Origin of the sequence: Agrobacterium sp. GD03872 (genome assembly GCF_029840625.1) — a bacterium.
GTDB classification, from domain to species: domain Bacteria; phylum Pseudomonadota; class Alphaproteobacteria; order Rhizobiales; family Rhizobiaceae; genus Agrobacterium; species Agrobacterium fabrum_A.
In genome coordinates this window covers 1-15,507 of record NZ_JAOCCY010000018.1, presented here as the reverse complement: position 1 = coordinate 15,507, position 15,507 = coordinate 1, and the positions used below count along the sequence as shown (strand labels likewise).

The 15,507-nt window shown below is 59.7% G+C and carries 15 protein-coding genes; 9 read left to right on the top strand and 6 right to left on the bottom strand.

Annotation, left to right across the window (positions count from 1 at the left end):
• Nucleotides 1-51: 51 nt before the first annotated feature.
• Both N5D22_RS23475 and N5D22_RS23470 read right to left on the bottom strand, forming a co-directional pair.
• Nucleotides 52-513, bottom strand: a complete 462-nt coding sequence (locus tag N5D22_RS23475; RefSeq protein WP_279658316.1) for a tRNA (cytidine(34)-2'-O)-methyltransferase — start codon at nt 511-513, stop codon at nt 52-54.
• Nucleotides 514-569: 56 nt separating this feature from the next.
• Nucleotides 570-1,130: a nucleotidyltransferase family protein gene (locus N5D22_RS23470; RefSeq protein WP_279658315.1), complete on the bottom strand. Its 561-nt coding sequence runs from the start codon at nt 1,128-1,130 to the stop codon at nt 570-572.
• 143 nt (nt 1,131-1,273) lie between these two features.
• Between N5D22_RS23470 and N5D22_RS23465 the strand changes: the two genes are divergently transcribed.
• The 4 genes from N5D22_RS23465 (at nt 1,274) to N5D22_RS23450 (ending at nt 8,474) form a co-directional block, all read left to right on the top strand.
• Nucleotides 1,274-2,149 carry a phosphodiesterase gene (locus N5D22_RS23465; RefSeq protein ID WP_279658314.1) on the top strand — a complete coding sequence of 292 codons (876 nt, stop codon included), beginning with the start codon at nt 1,274-1,276 and terminating at the stop codon, nt 2,147-2,149.
• Nucleotides 2,150-2,528: 379 nt separating this feature from the next.
• Nucleotides 2,529-4,379, top strand: coding sequence for an ABC transporter ATP-binding protein (locus tag N5D22_RS23460; RefSeq protein WP_279658313.1), 1,851 nt, complete (start codon nt 2,529-2,531; stop codon nt 4,377-4,379).
• 124 nt (nt 4,380-4,503) lie between these two features.
• Nucleotides 4,504-6,369 (top strand): ABC transporter ATP-binding protein, encoded by a 1,866-nt coding sequence (locus N5D22_RS23455; protein ID WP_279658312.1) that lies wholly within the window; start codon nt 4,504-4,506, stop codon nt 6,367-6,369.
• Nucleotides 6,370-6,560: 191 nt separating this feature from the next.
• Nucleotides 6,561-8,474 carry a methyl-accepting chemotaxis protein gene (locus N5D22_RS23450; RefSeq protein WP_279658311.1) on the top strand — a complete coding sequence of 638 codons (1,914 nt, stop codon included), beginning with the start codon at nt 6,561-6,563 and terminating at the stop codon, nt 8,472-8,474.
• A gap of 69 nt (nt 8,475-8,543) precedes the next feature.
• Here N5D22_RS23450 and N5D22_RS23445 read toward each other — a convergent pair whose 3' ends face one another.
• Nucleotides 8,544-9,476: an endonuclease/exonuclease/phosphatase family protein gene (locus tag N5D22_RS23445; RefSeq protein ID WP_279658310.1), complete on the bottom strand. Its 933-nt coding sequence runs from the start codon at nt 9,474-9,476 to the stop codon at nt 8,544-8,546.
• Between the two features lie 310 nt (nt 9,477-9,786).
• On the opposite strand from N5D22_RS23445, the gene petA reads away from it, so the two are divergent.
• The 5 genes from petA (at nt 9,787) to N5D22_RS23420 (ending at nt 13,747) form a co-directional block, all read left to right on the top strand.
• Nucleotides 9,787-10,365 carry a ubiquinol-cytochrome c reductase iron-sulfur subunit gene (gene petA / locus N5D22_RS23440; protein ID WP_279658309.1) on the top strand — a complete coding sequence of 193 codons (579 nt, stop codon included), beginning with the start codon at nt 9,787-9,789 and terminating at the stop codon, nt 10,363-10,365.
• Nucleotides 10,366-10,379: 14 nt separating this feature from the next.
• A complete protein-coding gene (locus N5D22_RS23435; RefSeq protein ID WP_279658308.1) occupies nt 10,380-11,705 on the top strand; it encodes a cytochrome b N-terminal domain-containing protein in 1,326 nt (441 codons plus the stop codon).
• A gap of 22 nt (nt 11,706-11,727) precedes the next feature.
• Nucleotides 11,728-12,636 carry a cytochrome c1 gene (locus tag N5D22_RS23430; RefSeq protein ID WP_279658307.1) on the top strand — a complete coding sequence of 303 codons (909 nt, stop codon included), beginning with the start codon at nt 11,728-11,730 and terminating at the stop codon, nt 12,634-12,636.
• Between the two features lie 82 nt (nt 12,637-12,718).
• A complete protein-coding gene (locus tag N5D22_RS23425) occupies nt 12,719-13,111 on the top strand; it encodes a GFA family protein (RefSeq protein WP_279658306.1) in 393 nt (130 codons plus the stop codon).
• Between the two features lie 93 nt (nt 13,112-13,204).
• The gene (locus N5D22_RS23420) at nt 13,205-13,747 is read left to right on the top strand and encodes an adenine phosphoribosyltransferase (RefSeq protein ID WP_003494623.1); all 543 of its coding nucleotides are present in this window, start codon (nt 13,205-13,207) and stop codon (nt 13,745-13,747) included.
• Nucleotides 13,748-13,788: 41 nt separating this feature from the next.
• Here N5D22_RS23420 and N5D22_RS23415 read toward each other — a convergent pair whose 3' ends face one another.
• The 3 genes from N5D22_RS23415 to N5D22_RS23405 all read right to left on the bottom strand — a co-directional run bounded on the left by N5D22_RS23415 (nt 13,789) and on the right by N5D22_RS23405 (nt 15,400).
• On the bottom strand, nt 13,789-14,397 hold the full coding sequence (locus N5D22_RS23415; RefSeq protein WP_279658305.1) for a class I SAM-dependent methyltransferase: 609 nt from the start codon (nt 14,395-14,397) through the stop codon (nt 13,789-13,791).
• 65 nt (nt 14,398-14,462) lie between these two features.
• The gene (locus N5D22_RS23410; RefSeq protein WP_279658304.1) at nt 14,463-14,930 is read right to left on the bottom strand and encodes a MaoC family dehydratase; all 468 of its coding nucleotides are present in this window, start codon (nt 14,928-14,930) and stop codon (nt 14,463-14,465) included.
• A complete protein-coding gene (locus tag N5D22_RS23405; RefSeq protein ID WP_279658303.1) occupies nt 14,927-15,400 on the bottom strand; it encodes a MaoC family dehydratase in 474 nt (157 codons plus the stop codon). The genes N5D22_RS23410 and N5D22_RS23405 overlap by 4 nt, the downstream gene beginning before the upstream one ends.
• Nucleotides 15,401-15,507: the final 107 nt, after the last annotated feature.

Below are 15,507 nucleotides of genomic sequence, written 5' to 3'. Positions count from 1 at the left end.
AAAACGGTCAAGTTTTGTATTTGCCCGAAAAATTGGCGCTAAAAATGGCGCTTACGTCCATGTCGTCTGGCGCAAAGCCTCGCCGGCGACCATCGCCGCAGACATGGCGACGTTGATCGAACGCTGGCCTTCGACCATCGGGATGATGATTCGCTCATCCGCCTTTTCATGCACATGGTCCGGCACGCCCGCGCTTTCGCGGCCGAAAAGCAGGATATCGTCGGGGCGATAGGCGATTTTTACATAGGGCAGGGCGGCCTTCGTGGAGGCAAGCACGAGGCGGCGGCCGGTGGTTGCCCGCCACTCTTCGAAACGATCCCAGTTGACATGGCGCGTCAGCGAGGCCGCCGCGATGTAATCCATGCCCGCCCGCTTCAGGTTGCGGTCGGAAATATCGAAACCCGCCGGCTCGATGATGTCGACGCCGAGGCCAAGGCAGGCGGCCAGCCGCAGGATGGTGCCGGTATTGCCGGGAATATCGGGCTGGTAAAGGGCGATCCTGATGTTGTTCATGTTTCCGCTGATTCAATATTTTGCGTGTTGTTGCGAACGCTTAACACGGCTCGGCATCACACCGCCATCGTCAGCCACGGCCATCTTGCCTGGTAGTCGCGGCATTTGCGCTCGAAGAGATCGACCTGCGGATTGTTGGGATTGAGACGCAGGATGCCGTTCCACATATCGTCCAGCCCGTCCGGCGCATAGAGGCTGCCATCGTCGATCCGAATTCCAAGCCGGGTACAGGCAACCAGATATCGGTCGATGCCGTCTTCAACCCGCAAGAGCGGCGGGCAGGAAACGCCGAATTTCCGTTCATACCAGAGATGCACGCGCGCCTGGTTCCTGATCTCGACCTTGTCGGCGAGATCGCCAAGCAGCCGGTTGGCCTGCTGGATCACGGCGTCTTCGGCTTCCCATGAAAGATCGTCGGCGTCGAAATAGAAGACGTCATAATCCCTGATCGCCCGTTGCGGCTCGTCGCCGCTTTTGAGATTCCAGACGGTCTGGAACAGGCAGCCCGCCGTCAATGTCGCCTGCGGCAGCTGCAAACCGGAAAGCCTCTCCAGCAGCCATTTATTGGTGTCGTTTCGGGTGACGTATTCGATGAATTGCAGTTCGGAAATCGCCATGGTTCACCGTGAATCAGTCTACCGGTCAGGTCCCCATGTTCCAGCATGGAGCGCCATTGTCACGGGTTTTCGCCGTGCGGGGTCATTCGGCTGTCATGCGCCGATGTTAGTCATCCCACAATAGCGATGATAGGAAAAAAGCCATGTTCGAACGGGTGAATTTCGTCCATCTGACCGATCTCCATATCGGCAATCCGCAGGTGCAGGACGACGATCTTTATTCCGAGACCTCGGCCACGCTTGCCGCCACGCTGACCCAGGTCAAGGCGCTGGTGCCGGCGCCCGAATTCATCGTCGTCAGCGGCGATCTGACCAACCGGGGCGATGCCGGCAGCTATGAAGAACTCAAGCGCCTGATGGCCGAGGCGGAACTGGATGTGCCGGTGCTCTTCGCGCTCGGCAACCATGACCGCCGCGATGGTTTTTACCCCGTCATGCTCGACCGTCATGAGGATCTGGACGAACCCTATGACCATGCCGAGGTCATTGCTGGCATCCACATCATCGTCATGGACACCAGCGTTCCGGGCAAGGTCGGCGGCGCTTTCGAGCCGGGCCAGATCGAATGGCTCGAGGATGAACTTGAAAACCACCCCGACCTGCCGAAGCTGCTGGTGATGCACCATGCGCCGGCGCTGGATTTCGACCGCCCGGATGCGGAGTGGGAATCCCTGTCCTTCGCCGATACCGAAGCTCTGGACGATATATTGTTCGAGCACGATGTGATCGGCATTCTGGCGGGTCACATTCATTACGACCGCATGTCGCACTGGCAGGGCATTCCTGTCGTGGTCGGCATCGGCCAGCATTTCGCCACCGATCCGCTGTGGCTGCATGCCGGCGTGCGGATGCTGTCCGGTGCGTCTTTCGCCATCGGCACGATAAGGGACACGGGCCTCACCGTCACCTTCGCGCCCCAGCCAAGCGACCGCCGGGAGCTGAAGCGTCATACGCAGGCTGGAATGGCCGAGCTGATTGCGGAATATGAGAACGGGCAGGCGCAGGACGCAGCCGAATAAGGCGACGTCCACATCGTTTGACGGGTGGAGGCCCTTCGGCTTGTCTTCACCTGCTCGCCTTATGGGCGGCCATTGCATGTTTCTCGCGCATTCGGTGTCTTTCCGTCTGGTCATTGCTTAATTTTTGCGCTACAAGGCCATGTCTTCAACACCAGCCAAGGGAGGTTCTCATGCCAAATGACATTCGTATTCGCCTCCCGGCCCCAGTAGTTCGTCTGCTGGCTTAGGTGGTACCCTGCGGCCCGGCCGCATTTCCCATATTTCGATTCACCATGTGGCTGTTGCGGCCATGTTCAAAGACTTTTCCGTTCCCTCGTGAGCCATATTTGTGTCCGCTCACCATGTCACGATGGAACGATTGATTGCCGGAGTTCGGCCTATGTTTGGCTGGTTTGAAAAACGCCTCGATCCTTTTCCCGCTTCGGCGCCCTCCGTGCCGCCGAAGAAGCTTTTGCCGTTCCTGTGGCACTATGTGAAGCCTGCGTGGCCATGGCTGCTGCTGCTCGGCCTGATGTCCATGGGCATCGCCATTGCGGAAGCCATGCTCTACAAATTCCTCGGCAATATCGTCGACTGGCTTTCCACGGCCAATCGCGAGACGTTTTTTGCCGATGAAGGCTGGCATCTGATCGGCATGGCGGGGCTGGTGCTATTCCTGCTGCCGCTGATGGGCGCGATCCACACCATGACGATGCACCAGACGCTGGCCGGCAATTTCGGCATGATCGCGCGCTGGAAGATGCACCGTTTCCTGCTGCGTCACTCGATGAACTTCTTCGCCAACGAATTTGCCGGCCGGGTTTCGACCAAGGTGATGCAGACGGCGCTGGCGATCCGCGAAGTGGCGCTGAAGGTGATCGACGTCTTCGTCTACGCGATCAGCTTCGTTGTCTCGATGCTGTTCATGGTGGCGGCGGCGGACTGGCGGCTGGTCATCCCGCTGCTCGTCTGGCTCGGTATCTATATGGCAATCCTCGCTTATTTCGTGCCGAAGCTCGGCCGGCTGGCGCAGGAACAGGCCGATGCGCGCTCGATGATGACGGGCCGGATCGTCGACAGCTACACCAATATCTCGACGATCAAGCTGTTTTCCCATGCGGGGCGCGAGGAAAGATATGCGCGCGAGGGCATGAACGTGTTTCTCGGCACGGTTCACCGCCAGATGCGCAAGATTTCCGGCTTCAACATCCTGATCGACCTCAACAACGCCCTGGTGCTGTTTTCCACGGCGGCGCTCGGTCTTTATTTCTGGATGCAGGGCTCGGTCACGGCCGGTTCGGTCGCCATCGCCATCAGCCTTGCCATGCGCGTCAACGGCATGTCGCAGTGGATCATGTGGGAAGTCACCTCGCTGTTCGAAAACATCGGCACGGTCTATGACGGCATGTCGATGATGACGAAGCCGCACGATATCGTCGATGTCGCCAAGGCGCCGCAGCTTGCGGCTCCGCAGGGCGCCATCCGTTATGACAACGTCCGCTTCCATTACGGCAAGAGCAAGGGCGTGATCGACGGGCTGACGCTCGACATCAAGCCGGGCGAGAAGGTCGGTCTGGTCGGCCGCTCCGGTGCGGGCAAGACGACGCTGATGAACCTGCTTCTGCGCTTCTACGACCTCGAAGCCGGCAGGATCACCATCGACGGGCAGGACATCTCCAAGGTGTCGCAGGACAGCCTTCGCGAGCTGATCGGCGTCGTGACGCAGGATACGTCGCTGCTGCACCGTTCGATCCGCGACAACATCGCTTATGGCCACCCCGAAGCCACCGACGAGCAGGTGATCGCAGCGGCAAAGCGGGCGAATGCCTGGGACTTCATCGAGACGCTTGTCGACATGCATGGTCGCCAGGGCCTCGATGCCCAGGTAGGCGAACGCGGCGTGAAGCTCTCCGGCGGCCAGCGCCAGCGTATCGCCATCGCCCGCGTCTTCCTCAAGAATGCGCCGATTCTGGTGCTGGACGAGGCGACTTCGGCGCTCGACTCCGAAGTCGAGGCGGCGATCCAGGAAAACCTGTTCTCGCTGATGGAAGGCAAGACGGTGATTGCGATCGCCCACCGCCTTTCGACGCTGACCGAAATGGACCGGCTCATCATCCTCGACAAGGGCCGGATCGTGGAAGCGGGCAGCCATGCGGAACTGGTGGCGATGGGCGGCATCTATGCCGACCTGTGGCGGCGCCAGTCCGGCGGCTTCATCGCCGATCATGAGGCGGAAGTGGCTGCGGAGTAAGGAAAGACGAGAGGGCGGGGAACATTCCCCGCCCTTTTTCATTTCCCGAACGTTACCGAAATATAATCTCCTCCCTCAGCCTCCGCGGCTGTTCCCGCTCCGGGAATCCGCCTATATCCGGATCATGGTCATTACCCGCATCTTCGAGTTTTTCGAGAACTGGATAAAGCCCTTCGCCCGCAAGGACGATTTGCGGCCGCCTGAAAGCACGTTCGCCTTCATCTGGTTCTACATATCGCAGGCCAAGGCGCCGTTTTTCGCCATGCTGGTGCTGGGCGGGCTGACGGCGGCCATCGAGGCGGCGCTGTTCTGGTTCGTCGGACGTCTCGTCGATATTCTCTCGACGGTCAAACCCGAAGAAGGCTGGGCGGGGCTGCTTGCGGCGCATGGCGGCGAACTGGTCGGCATGCTGGTGCTGATCGGCATCGTCCGTTTTGTCGTCACCATGATCACCGCTCTGGTGGATCAGCAGATCATCACGCCCGGCTTTTACAATCTGGTGCGCTGGCAGTCCTATATGCACGTGGCGCGGCAATCGCTGACCTTCTTCCAGAACGATTTTTCCGGCCGTATCGTCACCAAGGTCTGGTCGGGCGGGCAGGCGGCAGGCGATCTCGTCACCTCGCTGATGGAGAGCGTGTGGTTCGTCGGCATTTATTCCGTTTCCATGCTGTTCCTGATCGGCGGGCTGGACTGGCGGCTTGCGATTGTCGTTGTCGTCTGGGTGGCGATCTTCTCGCTGCTGGCGCGTTATTTCGTGCCGCGTATCCGCCACCATTCGAAGGAAACGGCGGAAGCCGCCTCGATGCTCTCCGGTCGCATGGTGGATGCCTATAGCAATATCCAGACGCTGCGGCTGTTCGGGCGCGACGACGCCAATGACCGCTACATGCGTCAGGGTTTCGATATTTTCCAGCACGCGACCATGACGTTCACGCGCTTCATCACCGGCGTGCGCGCATCGATGGCGCTGCTGTCCGGGGTGATGATCACCTCCATGGCGGCGCTCTGCATCGATCTGTGGCTGTCCGGCAGGATCAGCTCCGGCGCCGTGGCTTTCACGCTGGCGCTGGTATTGCGTCTCAACTTTCTGCTCGGTCGGCTGATGACGCAGTTCAACGGCATCATGCGCAATTTCGGCACGGTGCAGAATGCCGCCGAATTGATTTCGCAGCCGATCGGTCTCATCGATGCGCCTGAGGCGACTGTGCTGGAAGTCAGGAAACCAAGTATCCGTTTCGAGAATGTCAGCTTCCATTACGGGCGGGCGAACGGCGTCATCGATAATCTCAATCTCGATATCAGGGCGGGTGAGAAGGTCGGTATCGTCGGGCGCTCGGGCGCGGGCAAATCCACCCTCGTCAATCTGCTGCTGCGGTTTTACGATGTCGAAAAAGGCCGCATTCTGATCGATGGGCAGGATATCGCCGACGTCACGCAGGAATCGCTCCGGGCCCATATCGGCATGGTCACGCAGGATACGTCCCTGCTGCATCGCTCCATTCGTGACAACATCATGTTCGGCCGCACCGATGCCACCGAGGCGCAGTTGCAGCAGGCGACGCGACGCGCCAAGGCGGATGATTTCATCGCAAGGCTCGAGGATCAGCGGGGACGCAAGGGGTTCGATGCGCATGTGGGCGAACGCGGCGTGAAACTCTCCGGCGGCCAGCGCCAGCGCATCGCCATTGCCCGCGTGATGCTGAAGGATGCGCCGATCCTGGTGCTCGATGAGGCGACGTCGGCGCTCGATTCCGAGGTGGAGGCGGCGATCCAGAGCAATCTGGACGAGCTGATGCAGGGCAAGACAGTGCTTGCCATCGCCCATCGCCTGTCCACCATCGCCGCTCTCGACCGGCTGATCGTGATGGATCGCGGGCGCATCGTGGAGCAGGGCAAACATAGCGAGCTTGTCGCGCAGGGGGGGCTTTATGCCGATTTGTGGGCACGCCAGTCGGGTGGGTTTCTCGCATCGAGCGAGAACGCGTGAGAGGTTTCGAAATTTCGATTATTTAAAACCGCATATCATGAAATTTAAAGTTGTTGTTAGTACTCGGTAAAATGTTAATTTACGAAAATATGCAATCAAAGATTTCATAACGCGCCGGTAAGCTCTTGTTTATCCCTCAATGCGAGAAAAATGTCTGGCCGTCTTGGCTGTGGGCTTTTGGGGATGAAATGATGAGTTTTTTCAAAATTCGTATTCTTTTGCCGACATTGTTTGGCGTCACGGTCTTTTTCTCTCTGGTGCAGGGCGTCGCCAGCATTCGTTCCGTGGACGAGATGGACAGACAGGCAAGCAATATTGTCCTGCGAATGGAGCGGTCGCTTGCAATCGCCGATCTCGGTGACCGGCTTGACGATATCCGGCGCAATTATCTGTCCGTTTTGACCGCCTCCACCCCGGAGGCGCGAAACGCGCTTTTCCAGCGCACGCTGCAATATCAGGAAGAACGGGCAAAAGCATTCGAGGCCTATGCGGCTGAACTGAAAATTGCGAAAATCCGCGAAAAATTCGAGCGTCTCAACACTGCGGTGGCGAAGTATGAGGCCATGGGCGCAGAACTGCGGAAGACGCTTGTTGCCGGTGATATGGATGGCGCCACCGCCATAATCGCCCGGATGACGCCGGTGGGCAACAGTGCAGGCGCGCTGTTGAAAGAAATGATCGAAGACAATCGCCAGCTCGGTTTGAGTGACAAGCAGGCCGCGGAAGATGCGGGCAATCTGGCCCTCATCATGTCGCTTGCCGTAATGCTCATCGCCGCTGCGGTTGCGCTTGGTGCTGCCTTCTTCAGTTTCAGGCGTATTTCCCGTCCCATCGCCGATATCACTTTCGCCATGAACGGTCTTGCGGCCGGGGACAAGGAGAGCGCCATCCCGCATTCGGGCCGTAAGGATGAGATCGGTGAAATGGCTGCGGCCGTTGCCGTTTTCCGTGACAACGCCATCGAACGTGAGCGTCTGGAACACGAGACTGAAGCCAACCGCAGCCTCAGCGAGCGGGAGCGGATCGAACATGAGGCAGAAAAGGCCAGAGAAGCGGAAGAAGTTCGTTTCGCGGTCGAAAATCTCGGAAATGGGCTGAATCAGCTTTCCCGTGGCGATATGACCGTCCGCCTGGACATGGCCTTTGCCGAGCGGCTTGACGGCCTGCGCGGCGATTTCAACGAATCCGTCGCCACGCTGCAAGCGGCATTGCGCTCGGTGGGTGAAAACGCACGGGCCATCGATGCGGGCGCCGGCGAAATTCTGGAGGCGGCAGGCGATCTTTCCCGCCGCACCGAACAGCAGGCCGCCTCCGTCGAGGAAACCGCAGCCGCGCTGGAAGAAGTGACGACGGCCGTGCAGGATTCGGCTCATCGCGCCGCCGAAGCCGGCCGGCTTGTGGAGCGGGCGCGTGAGAGCGCTGAAATGTCCGGGGAGATCGTTACCCGTACGGTGCTGGCGGTGCAGGACATCGAAAAATCCGCCAATGAGATCAGCAACATCATCAGCGTCATCGACGAGATCGCCTTCCAGACCAACCTGCTGGCGCTGAATGCCGGCGTGGAGGCCGCCCGTGCGGGCGATGCCGGCAAGGGCTTTGCCGTCGTGGCGCAGGAGGTTCGTGAACTGGCCCAGCGTTCGGCCAATGCCGCCAAGGAGATCAAAATCCTCATCAACCGCTCCGGTGAACAGGTGCGCGAAGGTGTCACGCTTGTCGGCAAGACAGGAGAGGCGCTTGCGGGCATCGTCGGTGAGGTGCGGGAAATCAACCGCCATGTCGCATCCATTGCCGTTTCGACGCGCGAGCAGTCGACAGGTCTTTCGGAAATCAGTTCCGCCGTGAACCTGATGGATCAGGGCACGCAGAAAAACGCGGCCATGGTGGAGCAGACGACAGCGGCGAGCGGCAGCCTTGCCTCGCAGGCCAGCGCCCTTAACACGCTTCTTTCCCAGTTCGTGCTGCAGAAGGGCGCGGACCATGTCGTTCCTGCCGGTCCGGCCTCTGTCGCCCAGCCTTCGCCGGCGCGCACCATGGGGCGTAAAATCGCCGCAGCCTTTGGCGGCGGGCGTCAGGCTGCCGCAGCCGAGGACTGGTCCGAGTTCTGAACGGCTCTGCGACTCGGGACCATCTGGACGGCGGCTTTCGGGCCGCCGTTTTGTTGCGGGTCTTTGCCCTTACCGGCCGATCATGAAATCCGCCATCAGGCCGAAATGGTTGGAGCCGAGGCTGTCGGGCAGGCGGGTGGTTTTCATGAGTGTTGCCGGTTCGCGCGCGAAGATGTGGTCGATGGCGATACCGAAACGGCCAGCCTCCGTCGGCCATGTGGCGGGTTCGAAGGTGGCTTTCTTCAGCTCGTTGGCGGCGAGGAATGCACGCATATCCGGGGCGATGCTGGACGAATTGAAATCTCCGGCGAGAATGAGCGGGCCGGTGACGCGAAAGAGGATTTCGCTGACTTCATCGAGCTCATCGCGATGATAATCGTCGAAATAGGGCTTGGTGATATGGCCGGCGGCGAGCGTCAGCTCCGTGCCGTCGAGATCGATACTGGCGATCGCAAACCGATCACGGCGCAGATCGCTCAGGCTGTGGAAACGGCCTTCCAGCAAGGGTCGTTTTGACAGAATGACCAGGTCGCATCCGGGCGTTCCCGCAAAGCAGCCGAGCCTGTAGGGATAGGTTTGCTGCAGACGCGGCAGAACCGATTGCAATGCCGCCGCCTCGAAGAGATAGACGGCGTCGGCACCCGATTCGAGGATCTTATCGGCAATCGCTTCCGCATTGGCGGCATTGTCCATCAAGACATTGAAGGACAGCAGCCGAAACGGCTTTGCCCCTGGCGTTGCGACGGCGGATGTGGAAAATTCCATCAGCATCATCACCGCATGGATGGCGAGCGCGAGCGACCAGACGACGAGGACCGCCGAAACCGCATCGCGCGTCAGCCAGAAAACGAGACATGACAGCAGGATACAGGCGACGGCGATGTGCAGCTGGAAGCTGGTGACAAAGGCGAGAAGCCAGAAATCGGTGACGTAGCGCAGGCTGGCAATGAAAAGAACGGCAGTCACCGCCGTCAAGACCATGCAAGAGAGCTTCGCCGTCATCCGAATCCCTGCTTTCCGCGCTCTCCCTTGAAGTCTCCTAACATGGTGCATGGATGCGCACAATGTTGCCCGCCTGCCAAGGACGGCGAAAAAATGCGAGCCAAATCGGCCCCCTCCGGCAGAATTACGGCAGCTTTGTGTGCTTTGCTCTTGCCAAGTCAGTCAATATTTTGCGATCAAACACATGACGCGGTTTTCTCAAATGCCGCGAGAATGACCAGGACGATGGGACGGAGTTTGTCTTGGATCAAATCATAGCGGGAGGACTCATGCGATTTACGGCAAAAACAGCGCAGAGGATGGTGTAGCGGTGAGCGAGCACGTAACCAATCACGACGCTTCGGGTGAACCGACCCGTCGCGATTTTCTTTATCTAGTGACGGGAATGGCGGGCGCCGTCGGTGCCGCCGCCGCCGCATGGCCCTTTATCGACCAGATGCGTCCTGATGCATCGACCCGGGCGCTCGCCTCCATCGAGGTGGATGTCGCGGCCGTCGAGCCCGGCATGTCCCTTACCGTGAAGTGGCGCGGCAAGCCGATTTTCATCCGCAACCGCACGGAGAAGGAAATCGAGGAAGCCAAGGCCGTCGCTCTCGGCGATCTCAAGGATCCCGTGGCGCGCAATGCCAACATCGCCGACGACGCGCAGGCGACCGATATCGACCGTTCCGCCGGCGAGGGCAAGGAAAACTGGATCGTCATGGTCGGTTCCTGCACCCATCTCGGCTGCGTTCCGCTCGGCCAGGCCGGCGATTTCGGCGGGTGGTTCTGTCCCTGCCATGGCTCGCACTACGATACGGCGGGCCGCATACGTAAGGGTCCGGCGCCGCAGAACCTCGCCATCCCGACATTTGCATTCACATCCGATACCGTGATCAAGATCGGATAAGGGGACAGATATTCATGAGTGGTCATTCCAGTTATCAGCCGTCCACCGGCATCGAAAGGTGGATCGATTCGCGGCTTCCCTTGCCGCGCATGATCTATGACAGCTTCGTTGCCTATCCTGTCCCGCGTAACCTGAACTACGCCTACACCTTCGGCGCGATGCTTTCCGTCATGCTGCTGGTGCAAATCCTCACCGGCGTCGTGCTGGCCATGCATTATGCGGCCGAAACGACGGTCGCCTTCAATTCCGTCGAAAAGATCATGCGCGACGTCAACCATGGCTGGCTGCTGCGCTACATGCATGCCAACGGTGCGTCGTTCTTCTTCATCGCGGTTTATCTCCACATCGCCCGCGGTCTCTATTACGGCTCCTACAAGGCGCCGCGCGAAATCCTCTGGATTCTCGGCTGCGTGATCTTCCTGCTGATGATGGCGACAGGTTTCATGGGCTACGTCCTGCCCTGGGGCCAGATGTCCTTCTGGGGCGCAACCGTCATCACCGGCTTCTTCACGGCGTTTCCCGCCATCGGCGAATGGATCCAGCAGTTCCTGCTCGGCGGCTTCGCCGTGGACCAGCCGACGCTGAACCGCTTCTTCGCGCTGCATTACCTGCTGCCCTTCATGATCGCGGGTGTCGTCATCCTGCACATCTGGGCGCTGCATGTGACCGGCCAGACCAACCCGACCGGCGTGGAAGTGAAGAGCAAGACCGACACGGTTCCCTTCACGCCCTATGCGACGCTGAAGGATGCGCTTGGGGTTTCGGTGTTCCTGATCGGTTACGCCTGGTTCGTGTTCTACATGCCGAACTTCCTCGGTCACCCCGATAACTACATCATGGCCGATCCGCTGAAGACACCGGCGCATATCGTTCCGGAATGGTACTTCCTGCCGTTCTACGCCATGCTGCGCGCCATCACCTTCAACATCTGGATCATCGATTCCAAGCTCGGTGGCGTTCTCGTGATGTTCGGTGCAATCGTCGTGCTGTTCTTCCTGCCCTGGCTCGATACGTCCAAGGTTCGTTCCGCCGTCTACCGTCCCTGGTACAAGATGTTCTTCTGGCTGTTCGTGGTGAATGCCATCTTGCTCGGCTGGCTGGGCTCGCGCCCGGCGGAAGGCAGCGGCCTGATCGGTCTGATTTTCTCCGGCGATCTCAAAGGCAATTATGTCGGTTATTCGCAGCTCGGTACACTCTACTACTTCGGTTTCTTCCTTGTCATCATGCCGATCCTCGGTCTGGTCGAAACGCCTCGGCGTATTCCGAATTCGATTACCGAGGCCGTTCTCGAAAAGAACGCCGCCAAGACGGGCGCCGCATCTGCGGCCGCTGAAGTGTGAGCGCGAAGGAAGGATGACGACAATGAAGAAGCTTGTAACGAGCATCGCGTTTATCGCCGCCATAGGCTGTTCCGCCGCCGCTCTCGCGGCGGAGGAAAGCCACGATCTCGCCACCCGGACGGAGCATGCGATCGCTGGCAATCACTTCCCGATCATCAAGCCCGAGGAGCAGAGCTGGTCCTTTGCCGGGCCCTTCGGCAAATACGACAAGGGCCAGCTTCAGCGCGGCCTGAAGGTCTATAAGGAAGTCTGCTCCGCCTGCCATTCGATGAGCCTCGTTTCCTTCCGCACGCTGGAAGATCTTGGTTATTCGGAAGATCAGGTGAAGGCTTTCGCCGCTGAATATGAAGTGCAGGACGGGCCGAATACCGACGGCGAAATGTATAATCGCAAGGCCGTACCTTCCGACCATTTCCCTTCGCCGTTCCCGAACCATGAGGCGGCGGCGGCCGCCAATGGTGGCGCTGCCCCGCCCGATATGTCGCTGCTGGCCAAGGCGCGCGGCGTGGAGCGTGGTTTTCCGCAGTTCATCATCGACATGATCCCGATCATCGGCGGTTATCAGGAAGGCGGGCCAGATTACATCCATGCGCTGCTGACCGGTTATCAGGACCCGCCGGCCGACATCAAAAACACGGATGGTTCGGAGTACAAGGTGCCGGAAGGTACGCACTTCAACCCGTACTACGTCGGCGCCACTTCCTTGAAGATGGCTCCGCCCATCAGCGCCGATCAGGTGACCTATGACGACGGCGCGCCGCAGACCGTGGACCAATATTCCAAGGATGTTGCCGCCTTCCTGATGTGGACTGCGGAACCGCATCTGGAGCAGCGCAAGCGCACCGGCTTCATGGTCATGGTGTTCCTGTTCATCTTCACGGCGCTGATCTACCTCACCAAGAAGTCGGTCTACGCCAACAAGGAACATTAACTGGCATCCAGATGCCGGCAATCATTCGCCTCCACGGTCTTCCGTGGAGGCTTTTTCATGTGTTGAGGGGAGTATGATGGACATGACAAAAATTCGCAGCGGCGGTTGCCTGTGCGGCTCGATCCGTTTTGAAGCGACAGGGGAGCCCGGTAACCCGCACACTTGCTCCTGCGATATCTGCCAGCGTCATTCCGGCGCCTCCAGCCTTGCCTGGGTGGAGTTCGACAGGGATGCGGTGACATGGACGGGTGAAGGCGGTGCGCCCTCGACTTTCCGGTCCTCCGATTATTCCAGCCGGGCCTTTTGCCCGGTCTGCGGCAGTACGCTTGGCGCCGTAGACGACGCGCCAACTGTCGCGCTGGTCTCGGGAAGTTTCGACGACAGGGACGATGAGGCGCTGCGGCCCCTGTCGCATTCCTTCGAGGATGTCTGCCCGGCATGGGCGCGGATCGAGGGAATGACGGCGGTCGAATGAGCACTGATGCCTTTTTAGTTGGTCGTCAGCCGTCAAGTTGATAGGGTAACCCGAACCCTCTGATCCATTTCCCTTGTCTCAACTGGAAATACCATGACCGTTATCGCTTCGGAGCTTTCCGCTGCCATCCGTTCCATTCCCGACTATCCGAAGCCGGGCATCATCTTCAGGGACATCACGACACTGCTCGGCAATCCACGGGCTTTCCGCCGTGCAGTGGACGAACTCGTGCAGCCCTATGCGGGAACGAAGATCGACAAGATCGCCGGCATGGAAGCGCGCGGCTTCATTCTGGGTGGGGCGGTGGCGCATCAGCTGTCGGCCGGTTTCGTACCGATCCGCAAGAAGGGCAAGCTGCCGCACACCACCGTGCGTGTCGCCTACAGCCTGGAATATGGTGTCGACGAAATGGAAATGCATGTGGATGCCGTGCAGCCGGGCGAAAAGGTCATTCTGGTTGACGACCTGATCGCCACCGGCGGCACTGCTGAAGGCGCGGTCAAGTTGTTGCGGCAGATGGGCGCGGAGATCGTTTCGGCCTGTTTCGTCATCGATCTGCCCGATCTCGGCGGACGCAAGAAGCTCGAAGACCTGGGTGTCGAGGTACGGACGCTGGTGGAGTTTTCCGGCCATTGAGGCTGAAAGGTCGATCTGGGCTGCTGCGGCAGCCCGCTCCTTTATCCCGTCTTCCGTAAGGCTATCCAGGTCCAGTGGACGCCCACAGCGCGGTTTCCCGCCTGAATGGAGGCGACTTCAGCCTGTCGGACCAGCGTGAAGCCGAAACGGGCGGCCTCGCCTGTGGTTTCCGCCGGTGAAATGGCAAAGGCGCGACGACCTTCGGGTGCGGGGCCGTGGCGCAGTGACATGATCAGCAAGCCGCCTGTCGCCGTCATTTCCGCTAGGTTTTCCATCGCGGTTTGCCTCGCTCCGTGATCGACGTGGTGCCAGACGCCGCACAGGACGACCAAATCGAAGACGCCCTGCAGACGGGCCTCTGCGAGATCGGGCAAGCTGTCATCCAGCCACGTAATCTTGTCCGACGGATGCAATCGCATGCCGGGTTCGCGAAGTTCCTCGACCGGCTCGACTGCCAGGACATCGTGACCCTGCGCTGCGAACCATGCGGCGTCGCGGCCGGTGCCGCTGCCGATATCTGCGATCCGGCACGGTGCCGAGGGCAGCAGGTCGATGACCGGCGCGTAAATTTCCCGGCAGTCTAGATTATCGAATCTGGAAATCAGCTCCGGCGTTGCCGCCTCGGCATAACCCTTGAGAATATCATCCATATTGACCCGCCCGCCGTGAAACCTGCTTCGAAGCTATCGCAGCGGGACGGTATGGGCCAGAGCCTCTATTCGAATTCCAGAACTCCGCTCTGGAAGGTTAGCACCGTCTCCCCCGATTGATTGACGCCTTCATTGAAGGTCGTGTTCAACCAGACGCCGGCTCTGGATTCCAGCGGACGGGCGTCGAGCAGGGTGACGAAGTAGGTGACATCGTCGCCGGCAAAAACCGGTTTTTTCCATCTGAGTTCGCGAAAACCGGGGGAGGGGCCAAGCTTCGGGGGTTCGAGGCCCTGCTGCTTCAGCCTCTTCACTTCCTTTACCCAGTGGGAGAGGAAACACTTCATCCAGCCCGCGCCGGTGTGCCAGCCGGAGGCGCAGAGACCGCCGAAAACGCTGTTCTTTGCGGCTTCGGCATCAAGGTGAAAAGGCTGCGGATCGAAATCACGGGCGAAGCGAACAATGTCTTCGGCGGAAAAATGCAGCGTGTCGAGGGTGACGCGTTCGCCGATCGGGGAGAGTTCTGCCAGTCTCATGCTGCAACGTCTCCGTTTGCGCGCGTCAGGAACATCACGGTGTTTTCGCCGTGCGAAACCAGAACGCCGCGCTGGTTATAAAGCTCGTGGCGAAATTTCACGAGGCCGATGCCGGGGCGCGAAGCGGAAGGGCGCTGTTCCAGCACGATGGATTTTCCCGAAAGCGTATCGCCCGCCAGCACCGGCTTTTTCCAGTCGACATAATCGATGCCGGGGCTGCCCTGCGATGTCGAATCCGAAATATAGCTGTCGGCCATCATCCGCATCAGCAGGCTGCAAGTGTGCCAGCCGGAGGCGGCCAACCCGCCGAGGATGCTCTGGCGTCCGGCTTCTTCTGAAAGATGCATGGGCTGGGGATCGAACTCGCTGGCGAATTCGATGATCTGTGCTGCGGAAATCGATTGTGGCCCGAGGGGGAATTCCCGCCCAACGGAAAAATCCTCATAGGCATATGTCGCGACCGGCGCCATGGTTTCCTCCCTTCGCACAGTCAATGTCGGCGCATCTAAGATGATTTTGCCCTTTACGTAAAGGTCAAATCGAGGATGCGACGCGGAGGAATGGGACGAGCAAGGGT